Origin of the sequence: Catellatospora sp. KI3 (assembly GCF_029948125.1) — a bacterium.
Classification (GTDB): Bacteria; Actinomycetota; Actinomycetes; order Mycobacteriales; family Micromonosporaceae; genus Catellatospora.
The window spans coordinates 1-12618 of sequence record NZ_JASAMB010000040.1 but is presented as its reverse complement, the minus strand read 5'-3'; the positions used below and the strand labels follow the sequence as shown (position 1 = coordinate 12618).

Annotated in this window: 10 protein-coding genes and 1 riboswitch; of the genes, 7 read left to right on the top strand and 3 right to left on the bottom strand. The window is 73.1% G+C overall.

Going from position 1 to position 12618, the window contains the following annotated elements; translation table 11 throughout:
• Positions 1 to 4 precede the first annotated feature (4 nt).
• Positions 5 to 82: riboswitch (S-adenosyl-L-homocysteine riboswitch) on the bottom strand.
• A 35-nt stretch (positions 83 to 117) separates the two neighbouring features.
• Positions 118 to 1389 carry an FAD-dependent oxidoreductase gene (locus QEZ54_RS34635; RefSeq protein ID WP_281309006.1) on the bottom strand — a complete coding sequence of 424 codons (1272 nt, stop codon included), beginning with the start codon at positions 1387 to 1389 and terminating at the stop codon, positions 118 to 120.
• A gap of 49 nt (positions 1390 to 1438) precedes the next feature.
• Positions 1439 to 2902 carry a cryptochrome/photolyase family protein gene (locus QEZ54_RS34630; RefSeq protein WP_281309005.1) on the bottom strand — a complete coding sequence of 488 codons (1464 nt, stop codon included), beginning with the start codon at positions 2900 to 2902 and terminating at the stop codon, positions 1439 to 1441.
• Positions 2903 to 2975: 73 nt separating this feature from the next.
• On the opposite strand from QEZ54_RS34630, the gene QEZ54_RS34625 reads away from it, so the two are divergent.
• The 3 genes from QEZ54_RS34625 (at position 2976) to QEZ54_RS34615 (ending at position 7004) form a co-directional block, all read left to right on the top strand.
• Positions 2976 to 4106, top strand: a complete 1131-nt coding sequence (locus tag QEZ54_RS34625) for a geranylgeranyl reductase family protein (RefSeq protein ID WP_281309004.1) — start codon at positions 2976 to 2978, stop codon at positions 4104 to 4106.
• 251 nt (positions 4107 to 4357) lie between these two features.
• On the top strand, positions 4358 to 5542 hold the full coding sequence (locus QEZ54_RS34620; protein WP_281309003.1) for an FIST N-terminal domain-containing protein: 1185 nt from the start codon (positions 4358 to 4360) through the stop codon (positions 5540 to 5542).
• A gap of 1 nt (position 5543) precedes the next feature.
• Positions 5544 to 7004: a sensor domain-containing diguanylate cyclase gene (locus QEZ54_RS34615; RefSeq protein ID WP_281309002.1), complete on the top strand. Its 1461-nt coding sequence runs from the start codon at positions 5544 to 5546 to the stop codon at positions 7002 to 7004.
• Between the two features lie 51 nt (positions 7005 to 7055).
• Here the strand turns inward: QEZ54_RS34615 and QEZ54_RS34610 are convergent, their stop codons facing one another.
• The gene (locus QEZ54_RS34610) at positions 7056 to 8729 is read right to left on the bottom strand and encodes a DHA2 family efflux MFS transporter permease subunit (RefSeq protein WP_281309001.1); all 1674 of its coding nucleotides are present in this window, start codon (positions 8727 to 8729) and stop codon (positions 7056 to 7058) included.
• Positions 8730 to 8900: 171 nt separating this feature from the next.
• On the opposite strand from QEZ54_RS34610, the gene QEZ54_RS34605 reads away from it, so the two are divergent.
• From QEZ54_RS34605 to QEZ54_RS34590, 4 genes are all read left to right on the top strand, one after another.
• Complete coding sequence (locus QEZ54_RS34605) at positions 8901 to 9206, top strand: antibiotic biosynthesis monooxygenase (protein WP_281309000.1); 306 nt, start codon at positions 8901 to 8903, stop codon at positions 9204 to 9206.
• A 175-nt stretch (positions 9207 to 9381) separates the two neighbouring features.
• Positions 9382 to 9768, top strand: coding sequence for a MarR family transcriptional regulator (locus QEZ54_RS34600; RefSeq protein WP_281308999.1), 387 nt, complete (start codon positions 9382 to 9384; stop codon positions 9766 to 9768).
• A 56-nt stretch (positions 9769 to 9824) separates the two neighbouring features.
• A complete protein-coding gene (locus tag QEZ54_RS34595; protein ID WP_281308998.1) occupies positions 9825 to 11603 on the top strand; it encodes an MFS transporter in 1779 nt (592 codons plus the stop codon).
• Positions 11604 to 11691: 88 nt separating this feature from the next.
• On the top strand, positions 11692 to 12312 hold the full coding sequence (locus tag QEZ54_RS34590; RefSeq protein WP_281308997.1) for an L-threonylcarbamoyladenylate synthase: 621 nt from the start codon (positions 11692 to 11694) through the stop codon (positions 12310 to 12312).
• Positions 12313 to 12618: the final 306 nt, after the last annotated feature.

Genomic DNA, 12618 nt, shown 5'->3' with positions numbered 1-12618 from the left:
CGTGTGATCGGAGGCGCCCTTGATCATGGTCTATCTGGTCGAGCGTGGCGGGCACCGGCCCGTCGCAGCGCCTCTCGACCTGAGAGAGAAGTGTACCCGCACGTACCTGGTGTCCGGTCACCTCCACCCGCGCGCGTTCACTTCGTGGGACGCGGTGCCCGCCAGTTGGCCGCGCAGGTCCCGCAGCACCAGCTGCGCGGTGCGGCGCCCCGACACCAGCGCGCCCTGGATCGAGCTGGTGTCCCGGTGGTCGCCGCAGACGTACCGGCGCTGGTCGAAGCGGACCAGGCGGCGCAGCGGATGCGGAGCGGTCATCGCGGGCAGCGCGCGGGGGATCCGGTACGCCCCGAGCAGCCGCCACGACCCGGTGACCGTGTCGTACAGCACCGAGAGCCGGTCGCGTACCAGCCGCTCCAGCTCGGGCAGCGAGGTGTCGGTGTCGAGCACCGAGGTCGCCACCAGGCTGTGCCCGGCCGGGGCGTACCCGGCGGCGGCCGCCGACAGCACGACCGTGTTGCGCACCAGCCGGTCCTCGGCGTCGACCAGCAGCAGTGCCTCGTCCAGCGGCGCGGGCCCGGCGTCGTGGTAGAACGTGGTCACCCCGTGCCAGCCCGGCCGCCGCAGGCCGGGCAGCAGGTCGGCCGCGGTGTCCGCGTCGGTCGCCACCACCACGGCGGCCGCCCGCACCGCCCCGACCCCGGCCACGACCAGCCCCTCCGACGTGATCCGGGTGACCAGCGCCCCCACCCGTACGTCGGGCAGCCCTGCGGCCAGCTGGCGGGGCAGCGCCCGCATGCCCTGGGCGGGCACGGCGGCGCCGCCGCGCAGGAAGGTGCGCCACATCAGGTGGAAGAAGCGGCCGGAGGTGTCCAGGCGGTCCTCCAGGAACACCCCGGACAGGAACGGGCGCAGCAGCCGGTCCACCCCGGCCGGGGTCATCCCCGCCTCGATCAGCTCCTCCAGGGTGGTGCGGTCGGCGCGGCGCTTGAGCTGCCGGTCGGAGCCGAGCGCGTCGCGTACGGCCAGCCCCGCCACTGCGATCGCGTCGCCCAGCGGCAGCAGGCCGCCGGGGACCGCGCCCGGCGCGGTCAGGCCGGGCTTCAGCCGGTGCAGCTTCTCGCCCCGGAACACCCCGAGTCCGCGCGTGAACGGGCGCAGGTGCAGCGCGGGCACGTCGAACTCGGCGGCCAGCGCCGGGTAGCCGGGGCACAGCACCTGGAAGCCGCGGTCCAGCAGGAACCCGTCGACCTCGTCGGTGCGCACCCGGCCGCCGACGTCGTCGGCGGCCTCGTACACCACCACGTGCAGGCCCGCGTCGTGCAGCCGCCGGGCCGCGACCAGCCCCGCCAGGCCCGCGCCGACCACCGCGACATCGACCGTCTCCGCCATCCGTCCAGGCTATCGGCGCCAGCGCCGCCCGCTGCGGTGTTCGCGCAGTTCACGGCGCATGGGAGCCGCGCCGGCGCTCCTGGTCGACGACGGCGTCGAGGTCGGCCAGCCGGTCGAGCTGGCGCAGCGGCTGCGCCAGCCGGTGGTTGCCGCGCAGCGCCTCGCGGTGCCGCGCCAGGAACGCCCAGTACCCCGCCGTGTACGGGCACGCGTCCGGCCCGAGGCGGACCTTCGGGTCGTACCGGCAGCCGCCGCAGTAGTCGCTCATCCGGTGCACGTACGCCCCGCCCGCCGCGTACGGCTTGGTGGTGATGGCGCCCGCGTCGGCGTACTGGCTCATGCCGACGACGTTGGCGGTCATCACCCACTCGTAGCCGTCGACGAAGCAGCGGTGGAACCAGTCCGCCAGCTCGCCCGGCCGCCACCCGCGCTGCAGCCCGTAGTTGCCCAGCACCATCAGCCGGGGGATGTGGTGCACCCAGCCCCGGTCGCGCACCCCGGCCAGCACGTCGGACAGGCAGCGGGCCTCGACCGCGTCGGCGTCCAGGCCCGCGAACCAGCGCGGCAGCGTGCGCCGGGCGTGCAGCCGGTTGGCGCGCGGGTAGCGCTCGCCGAGGTACCAGTACAGGTGCCAGATGTAGTCGCGCCAGCCGACCAGCTGCCGGATGAAGCCCTCCGCGCTGGCCGGCGGCACCCTGCCCTGCCGGAACGCGTGCTCGGCGTCGCGGGCCGCCGCCAGCGGGTCGAGCAGCCCCAGGTTCAGCGGCGCCGACAGCATGCTGTGCGCCAGCCACGGATCGCCGGCGAGCATCGCGTCCTCGTACGGCCCGAACGCCGCCAGCCGGTGGTCGACGAAGTGCCGCAGCCGCGCCACCGCCTCGGCCCGCGTCGCCGGGAACAGCCGCGGCCCGTCGCGTCCCACGAACTCGACTCCGTCGCGCTCCCACCGGTCCAGGTCGGCACGTACCTCCTCGTCGATCTCGTCCTCCACCGGCATCGGCGGGGGCGGCACGTCCAGGTGCCCCGACCTCGGCGGCGGCTGCCGGTTGTCGGCGTCGAGGTTCCACCGGCCGCCGACCGGCTCGCCACCATCCATGAGCAGCCCGAACCGCCGCCGCGCGGCGTGGTAGAAGTCCTCCATCCGCAGCTGCCTGCGACCGTCCGCCCAGGCGGTGAAGTCGGCCGGTTCGGTGGCGAAGCCGCGCGGGCCCAGCATGGTCACGCCGACCGCCCGGACCAGCCGCCGGGCGGCGCGGGAGGTCGGATGGCAGGCGTCCAGCGGCTCGCGTACCTGGGCCAGCGCCTCCCGGTAGGTCTCGGTGCGCAGGTAACGGGCCTGGTCGCCGAGCTCGGCCGCGCGGTGGCGCAGCGCCGACAGCACCAGGTGCGCCTTCTGCCGGTGGAACGCGCGCCGCCGGAGCACCGCCTTCGACTCGATCAGCAGCACCGGCTGCGCCGGATCGTCGAGGAAGTGCGGCCCCAACTGGTCGCCGAACAACCACCGTCGGACCATCCTCGCCTCCCGCGCGCTCGCCACCGGCTGTTCAACGAGCCGCCGCCCGCCTCGGCTGGCGGTCTGCGCCCGGATGTCCGATGCTGACCTGGTGTACGACGTCGCGATCGTGGGCGCGGGCCCGGCGGGATCGGCCGCGGCGATCGCGGCCGCCGCCGCCGGGGCACGGGTGCTGCTGCTGGACCGCGAGACCTTCCCCCGGGACAAGACCTGCGGCGACGGTATCGCCAAGCAGGGGCTGGACGTGCTCGCCGGCCTCGGTGCCGCCGGGGTGGCCGACGGGTACGCGCCGATCCGCTCGCTGCGCCTGACCGCGCCCGGCGGCGCCGAGGCGGCCCGGCCGCTGCCCGAGCCCGCGTACACCATTCCGCGCGAGGTGTTCGACGCCCGGCTGGTGCGGGCGGCCGTCGGGGCGGGCGCCGAGCCGGTCCGGCACGCGGTGCGCTCGGTCGTGGTGCGCCGCGACGGGGTCGAGCTGGGCGACGGGATCGCCGCCCGGGTCGTCATCGGCGCCGACGGCGCCAACTCGGCGGTACGGCGGGCGCTGGGCGTGCCGCGCAACCCGAGCGGACACCTGGCCGTCGCGCTGCGCGGCTACGCCCCCGCCGCCGGGACCCCGGCCGAGCAGCGCATCGTCATGACCGGGCGGCGCTGGCCCGCGTACGCGTGGTCGTTCCCGATCGGCGACGGCCGCCGCAACGTCGGCTACGGCGAGCTGACCGGAGCGCACCCGCTGTCGCGGGAGCACCTGGTCGAGCGGATGCACGACCTGCTCGGCGACACCGACCCGGCCACCGTGGCCGGGCTGCGGGCCCACCACCTGCCCCTGTCGACGGCGCGCCCGGCGCCCGGCCACGGCCGGGTGCTGCTGGCCGGGGACGCGCTGTCGCTGATCAACCCGTTCACCGGGGAGGGCATCTTCTACGCGGTCCTGTCCGGAGCGCTCGCGGGGGCGGCGGCGCGGCACGGCGAGCACGCGGCGACGGCGTACACGCGGGCGCTGCGGCGGCGGCTGGGGCGGCACCTGCGGCACACGGGGCTGATCGCGCGGGCCACCGCGTCACCGCGCGTGGTCGACGCGGGCATCCGGGCGGCAGCCCGCGACCAGCGCGTCTTCGACGGCTTCGTCGGCCTCGGCCTCGGCGACGGCCTGCTCACGCCCCGCCTGCTCGCCTCGGTAGCGGCCGCCGCACTCCGCCGCTGACGCGCCGCCGCTCGCCGCGCGTGCGGGTGTGTTCGTGCAGTTTCGGGGGAAGTGCACGAATGCGAGGCAGGATTCCTGCACTTTCCCTGAAACTGCACGCACCACGGCGCCGACGCACCTGAGACGTCGCTGTGAAACGTGACGTTATTTCCGTTTTATGAAATACGCCCAGGCAGTAGCGTGGTTATGGAGTATCTACGCCCTGGCCAGGCCATGGACCAGGGTGTTCGCCGATTCCGGGAGGTGCCGCCGTGCAGGAGACCGAGACCGCCGAGCCCGCCCGGCGCTGGATGGGCGTGGGGCGCAGTGTCCTGGCCGACTCGCGGACCGCCGCCGTCGCCGCCGCCACCGTCGCCCAGACCGGCGCCGAGACCAAGCTGCTGATCGTGTTCGCGGCCATCACCCACGAGCCCGCGGCCGTGCTGGCCGGACTGGCCGAGGCGGCACCCGGCGTCACCGTGATCGGCTGCACCACGCACGGCGAGATCGGCCCCGGCGGCCCGGCCGACGGCACCATCACCGTCGCGGCCCTGGGCGGGCCGGGTCTGCAGGTGGAGACCAGCGTCGCCACCGGCGCGGCCGGGCGGCAGGGCGACGCCGGGTACGAGGTCGCCGACTGCGTCGGCCGCGTCGACCTGCCGCACAAGGTGCTCATGCTGCTGACCGACGGGCTGGTCCGCGACCAGGAGAGCATCGTGCGCGGGTGCTACCGGGCGCTCGGGGCGGCCGTGCCGCTGTTCGGCGGGGCCGCCGCCGACGGCTGGCGGATGAGCGGCGCCTACCTGTTCCACAACGGGCAGGTGCTCACCGACGCCGTGGTGGGCGCGGCCATCGCCTCGGAGGCGCCGCTGGCCGTCGGGGTCCGGCACGGCTACCAGACCGTGGGCCAGCCGATGATGGTCACCCGCACCGAGAACGGCCGGGTGCTCAGCCTCGACGACCGGCCCGCCCTCGACGTGTACCTGGAGCGCCTGGGCGCACCGCCGGAGGTGTACACCGACGCCGCCGCGTTCACCGCGTTCGCGCTGCCCCGGCCGCTGGGCGTGCAGCGGCGCAGCGGCGTCGAGGCGCGCAACCTGTCCACCGAGGTCGACCTCGAAGGCCGGTCGATCGGCGGCGGGGGCGCGATCGACCCCGGCGGCCTGACCTGGGTGATGACCGGCGACGAGCAGTCCATCCTGGAGGCGACCGACGCGGCCTGCCGCGACGCGCTGGACCGGCTGGACGGCCGGGAGCCGATCGGCATGCTCACCCTCAGCTGTGCGGCCCTGCGCGCGGCGCTGGGCGACGAGGGCATCCAGCGCGAGGGCGAGCGCCTGCAGAAGTGGGCCGGCTCGCTGCCGTATGCGGGCTTCTACACCTACGGCGAGATCGCCCGCAACCACGGGATCGACGGGTTCCACAACCAGACGCTCGTCGTGCTGGCCCTGAGCTGACATGCCGCTGGCGGAGTCGCTCTACATCCAGCAGCTCGTGGAGCTGCTGGCGGTGGTGTCGTCCTCGCCGGACGAGCCGACCGCGGTGCAGCACGGCGTGGAGCGGTCCGCGCAGGCGCTGGAGGCCGAGGTGGCCGCCGTGGTGTTCGACGGCAAGGTGGCCGCGTCGATCGGGTTCCCGCCGGACGCCGTGCCGCATGAGGACATCGTCGCGGTCGGCGCCCGGCAGCGGTCCGATCTCGACGTACCCGGGCTGGGGCGCTGCCCGGCCCTGTCGGCCTCGTGGGCGGGCAGCCGCCCCGGGCAGCTGGTGCTGGCTCGCTGGGGCGACGGGTTCGCCATCGAGGAGCGCAACCTGGTCCGGGGCATGGCCCGGGTGCTCGAACTGACCCTCACCATGCTGCGTACGCTCGCCGCCGAGCACTCCATCCGCGAGTCGCTGGAGGAGCAGCAGCGGCTGCTCACGCACCTGTTCGCGATCCAGCGGGCCATCTCGCGCCGCGATGAGTTGCAGCGCATCCTCGACCAGGTGACCGCCGCCGCCAGCGACCTGCTCGGCGACGAGGTCGGGCTGCTGTGGCTGCGCGACGAGGCCGACCCGGGGCTGACCAGGCCGGTGTCGGCCGCCGGGACGCCGATCGACCTGGCCGAGCAGCTGCCGGTGCCGCTGGACGGGGCGGGCAGCGGCGGCGCGGCCATCAGCGCCGATCAGGTGGTGGTCCGCCACGGCGTGGCCGAGCCCGATCCGGCGCTGGGCCGCCTCGGCCTGGGGCCCGTCTACGCGTCGCTGGCCGCGCCCGTGCACGACAGCGGCACGGTCACCGGGGCGCTGCTGGTCGCCTCGTGCGATCCGAACCGGGCGTACAGCCCGGCCGACGAGCAGACCCTGGGGGCGTTCGCCGACAACGTCAGCCTGGCGCTGACCGACGCCAACATGGTCGTACGCATGCAGCAGGCCCATCTCGACCCGCTGACCGGACTGGCCAGCCGCCGCCTGTTCATGGAGCAGCTGACCCTGCGCATGGCCGCCGACCAGGCGCTGCTGGCGGTGCTGTTCCTGGACCTGGACCGGTTCAAGGAGATCAACGACACGCTGGGGCACGCCGCGGGCGACCAGCTGCTGACGGTGGCCGCCGACCGGATCGCCGGGCAGCTGCGTACCGGCGACACCGCCTCCAGGTTCGGCGGCGACGAGTTCGCGGTGCTGCTGCACCAGGTCGACGGCCTGGCCGAGGCGACCGTGGTGGCCAGCCGGATCATCGCGGCCATGGGCAAGCCGGTCCCGGTGGCGCGGCGGCGGCTGCGGGTCGCGGTCAGCATCGGCATCGCGCTGGGCGGGGTCGACCCGGTGGAGCCCGAGGAGCTGGTCAGTCGAGCCGACCTGGCCATGTACGAGGCCAAGCGCGCGGGCACCGGCGGCTGGGCCGTCTACCGCCCGGACATGTCACCCGCGGCTGCCTGACCTGGCGACGGCCGCCGCACCGGGGTCCGGTACGGCGGCCGTCAGTGCTGGTCAGACCTCGACGATGGCCGGCGCGTCCGCGGGCTGGGCCTGGCCCGGCACCGAGGCGGCCTGCCGGCGCCGCTTCACCAGCAGCACCGACAGCGTGGCGACCGTGAGCACGATCAGCGGCAGCAGCATCGTCGACTTCATGGCGGGGACGAACGCCTCGTGGAACGTCCTCGTCGCCAGTGCCGCTACCTCGGGCGGGGTGCCCGTGGGCAGCGCCGCGCCACCGCCACCCAGCTCCAGGCCGCGCGAGGCCATCTCGCTGAACTTGGCCACGAACGGCGCCCGGAACGCCTCCGGCAGCGCGCCCGCGTTGGCCGTGGCCTTCTCGATGACCAGGTCGGACAGGCGGCTCTGCAGCAGCGCGCCGACGGCGGCCGAACCGATGACCGCGCCGAGCTGGCGGGTGGTGTTGATGAAGCCGGAGGCCGCACCGGCGACCTGCGGGGCGATGTTGCGCATCGCGATGGTCTGCAGCGGCGCGAACGTGCCGCCGAGGCCGACACCCGCGATGAGCAGGCCGGGAAGGAGGTCCGCCCGGCTGGAGTCGAGCTGCGCCGAGGCGACGACCATGGCGAGGCCGCCGACCCACAGGGCGAGGCCGCCGAACAGGATGAACTTGCCGCCGATCCGGTCGGCCAGCCGTCCGGCGACCGGGGCCACGAACATCGACACCAGCGACATCGGCGCGGTGGTCAGACCCGCCTGGAAGGCGCTCAGGTCGAGCACGTTCTGCAGGTAGATGACCAGCGGGAAGAACAGGCCGAGCATGCCGAACGAGATGGCGGCGACGACCCAGTTCATGATGGAGAAGTTGCGGTCGGCGAAGATGCTGAACGGGATCAGCGGCTCGCCGTCGCGCTGCTTGTACTGCTGGAACATGAACAGCGCGAGCACCACGGCGGCGGCGACGAGGATCTGCGGGATCGTGACCGGCCCCCACACCTCGCCCCAGTTGTGCGGCTGCCCTTCGATGAGGCCGTAGCAGAGCAGGAACAGACCGATGGTGACCAGCACCGTGCCGAGCACGTCGAGCTGGTGGCGCCGGTTCAGGCGCAGCTCCGGCATCACGATCCAGGCCAGCACCAGCGCCAGCACGCCCACCGGCAGGTTCACCAGGAAGATCCAGCGCCAGCCGTAGTCGGTGACCAGCCAGCCGCCCAGGGTCGGGCCGGCGACGGTGGCGACACCGGCGACCGCGCCCCAGATGCCGAACGCGGCGCCGCGCTTGTCGGCGGGGAAGATCGTGGTGATCACCGACAGGGTCTGCGGGGTGAGCAGCGCGCCGCCGAGGCCCTGGACCACGCGGAAGACGATCAGCTGGGTCGGGTCCTGCGCGAAGGCGCACGCCGCCGAGGCGAGGGTGAAGACGACCAGGCCGAGCATGAACATCCGCTTCGGTCCGAACAGGTCGCCGAGGCGTCCGGCCGTGATCAGCAGGACCGCGTAGACCAGGATGTACGAACTCAGGATCCAGAGGATCTGGTCCAGCGACGCGCCGAGGTTGTCGATGATGTCGGGGATCGCGATGTTCACGATCGTCGTATCCAGAAGGATCATGAAAAAGCCCAGGCACAGCGTGAACAGCACCATCCAGGGGCTGTGCTTGAGGACCGGGGGAGGTGGGGGTCCGCCGGCCGCGTTCGTGCCGCCGCCGTTGGTGGTTTCAGTGGCCATGCCGACTCCTTCGGGGTGTGGCCGAACCGGTGCAGCATACGGCGATCGGACGGTCCCGACCCCGCCTGTGACTAGTACATATGTCCTGACTTTCGGCGGCGCGGTCGCCTGGGCCGTTCGGCGTACCCGCGCGGCTGGTCCGTGGGACGGTGGGCAGCGGAGGTGGGTCACATGGTCAAGTACGGGTTCTACGTCCGCATGGAGGCCAAGCCGGAGAAGGCCGAGGAGGTGGCGCGGTTCCTGCGCGACGCCCTGGCACTGGTGGAGGCCGAGCCGCGCACCGTCACCTGGTTCGCCAACCGCACCGGCCCGACCAGCTTCTTCATCTACGACACCTTCGACGACGAGGAGGGCCGCGACATCCACTTCCACGGGAAGGTCCGCGACGGCCTGCTCGCCCGCGCGGAGGAGCTGTTCACCGAGCCGCCCATGATCACGCCGGTGGACATCCTCACCGCCAAACTCCACCTGGACTGATGCGGTTTCGGGAAAACTGCGCGAATCCACGCTGGGATACCAGCACTTTCCCCGAAAGTGCCCCATCGCATCACCCGGGCTCGACGATGCATAAGTAACTTCTATAAGTTCGTGATATAACTTGGGTGTGGCTTCCGGTGGGGTTTCTGCTGCGCACGCTGATCTGGCGACTACCGTGCAGCGGCTGTTCACGGCGCTGCGGCGGCTCAATCCGCCCGGCCTGAGCCTGACCGCCGCCTCGACCCTGGCGCGGCTGGACCGCGAGGGCCCGCACCGGCTGACCGAGCTGGCGACCAGGGAGGGCGTGACCCAGCCCGCGATGACGCAGCTGGTCTCGCGCCTGGAGCGCGACGGCCTGGCCGCCCGCGCCGCCGACCCGGAGGACGGCCGGGTGGTGCTCGTCGAGATCACCCCGGCCGGACGCGAGCTGATGGCGCGGCGCCGCCGCATCCGCGCCGACCACATCAACGAGATCCTCGGCACCCTGTCCGAGGACGACCGGCGCGCCGTCGACGCCGCGCTGCCCGTGCTCAACCGCCTCGCGGACCTGATCCCGCAGTGACCTGACCCCGGCGGGCCGGGCCCGCCGCAGCACCCCCTCGAAAGAGAGAACCGCGCATGAGCACCGCCGCAGACCGCTACAAGTGGGTCGCGCTGTCCAACACCACGCTCGGCATGCTGCTCGCCACGATCAACTCCTCGATCGTGCTGATCTCGCTACCGGCGATCTTCAACGGCATCGGGCTCAACCCGCTTCAGCCCGGCAACGTCGGCTACCTGCTGTGGATGCTGATGGGCTACATGCTGGTCACCGCAGTGCTGGTGGTCACCCTCGGCCGCCTGGGCGACATCTTCGGCCGGGTACGCATCTACAACCTCGGCTTCGCCATCTTCGCCGTGACCTCGGTGATCCTGGCGCTGGACCCGTTCACCGGCGGGGCGGGCGCCATGTGGCTGATCGGCTGGCGGGTGGTGCAGGCCATCGGCGGCTCGATGCTGATGGCCAACTCCGCCGCGATCATCACCGACGCCTTCCCGGCCCGGCAGCGCGGCACCGCGCTGGGCATCAACATCGTCGCGGGCATCGCGGGCTCGTTCGTCGGCCTGGTCCTGGGCGGGGTGCTGGCCGAGTGGAACTGGCGCTCGGTGTTCTGGGTGAACGTGCCGATCGCGGTGGTGGGCACGGTGTGGGCGTACCGGTCGCTGCGCGACAACGGGGTGCGGCGCCCCGGAAAGATCGACTGGTGGGGCAACATCACCTTCGCGGCGGGCCTGACCGCGCTGCTGGCCGCCATCTCGTACGGCATCCAGCCCTACGGCGGGCACAGCATGGGCTGGACCAACCCGTGGATCGTCGCCGGGCTGGTCGGCGGCGTGCTGCTGCTGGCCGCGTTCTGCGTGATCGAGTCGCGCATCGCCGAGCCGATGTTCCCGCTGCACCTGTTCCGCAACGCGGCCTTCGCGGGCGGCAACGCCGCCAGCCTGCTCGGCGCGATCGCCCGGGGCGGCCTGCAGTTCATGCTGATCATCTGGCTGCAGGGCATCTGGCTGCCGCTGCACGGGTACGACTACGAGGCCACGCCCCTGTGGGCCGGCATCTACCTGCTCCCGCTGACCGTCGGCTTCCTCGCGGCGGGGCCGCTGTCGGGCTGGCTGTCCGACCGCTTCGGCGCGCGCATCTTCGCGGCGGGCGGCCTGCTGGTGATGGCGGCGTCGTTCGCCGGGCTGCTGCTCGTCCCCACCAATTTCCACTACGGCGTCTTCGCCGCGCTGGTCTTCCTCAACGGCCTCGGCGGCGGCCTGTTCTCCGCGCCGAACACCGCCCAGGTGATGTCGGCGGTGCCCGCGCACCTGCGCGGCGTCGCCTCCGGCATGCGGGCCACCTTCATGAACGCGGGCATGGTGCTGTCCATCGGCGTCTTCTTCTCGCTGATGGTCGCGGGCCTGTCCAGCTCGCTGCCGGACACGCTGCGGGCCGGGCTGACCGCCCAGGGGGTGCCCGACGCCTCGGCGGCCGCGATCGCGCAGCTGCCGCCGGTCGGCACCCTGTTCGCGGCGTTCCTCGGCTACAACCCGATCGAGGAGCTGCTCGGGCCCGATCTGCTGGGCAGCCTGCCCGCGAGCAACGCCGCGACCCTCACCGACCGGCAGTTCTTCCCGGACCTGATCGCCGGTCCGTTCCACGACGGGCTCGTGATCGTGTTCTGGCTGGCCATCGCGATGGGCGTGATCGGGGCGGCGGTCAGCCTGATCGGGCCGCGCCGGGCGCGTACCCCCGATGACCTGGCCAGTCAGGAGACCGAACTGGCCGACGAGCTGTACGGCGCCCAGCCGCTCACCCCGCACCCGGTGCCCGCCGAGCCGTCGGCGGCCCGCCCGGCCGGGCAGCCGGTCTGACCAGCCAGGTGCCCGGCCGCGGTCTTCGCACCAGATCGCGGCCGGGCGCCTGGCCCGCGCCGGACCCGGTGAGGTCTAGGCTCTCAGCGTGGCGAAGTACTTCGACGTGCACCCGGACAACCCGCAGCCCCGCGCGATCAGGCAGGCGGTCGATCTCGTCCGCGGCGGCGGGCTCATCGTGTACCCGACCGACTCGTGCTTCGCGTTCGGTTGCCAGCTGGGCAACAAGGAGGGGCTGGACCGCATCCGCGAGATCCGCCACCTCGACGACCGGCACCACTTCACCCTGGTCTGCGCCGAGTTCGCGCAGCTGGGCCAGTTCGTCAAGATCGACAACTCGGTGTTCCGGCTGCTGAAGGCGAACACGCCGGGCAGTTACACGTTCATCCTCCCGGCCACGCGCGAGGTGCCCAAGCGGCTGCAGCACCCGAAGAAGCAGACCATCGGCGTACGGATTCCGGATCATGCGGTGGCCCAGGCGCTGCTGGCGGAGCTGGGCGAGCCGCTGGTCTCCAGCACGCTGCTGCTGCCCGGCGAGGAGGAGCCGATGACGCAGGGCTGGGAGATCAAGGAGCGGCTCGACCACCAGGTCGACGCGGTGCTCGACTCCGGCGACTGCACCACCGGCCCGACCACCGTGGTCGACCTGTCCGGCGACGAACCCGAGATCCTGCGCCACGGCGCGGGCGACCCGACCCCGTTCGAGTAGACCGACCACGACGACCGGGCCCCGGTCGCGGCTCGCGCTGGGCTGGGCTGGGCTCGCGCTGGGCTGGGCTGGGCTGGGCTGGGCTCGCGCTGGGCTGGGCTCGCGCTGGCCGGGTCGGGCTGGCGCGGGCTGGGCGGGCTGGGCTGGGGTTGGCGGCTCGCGGTGATCGCTGTCAGCGGTCAGAATCTCGGCCGCGCGCTCGTTGATCGTCGTCAGCGGTCATAACCTGGGCCGCAGGCGGGCACTTCGACCGCCAATCGCGATCAAGGACCCCGGTGGTCGCCAAGATCGCGACTATCGGTCAAT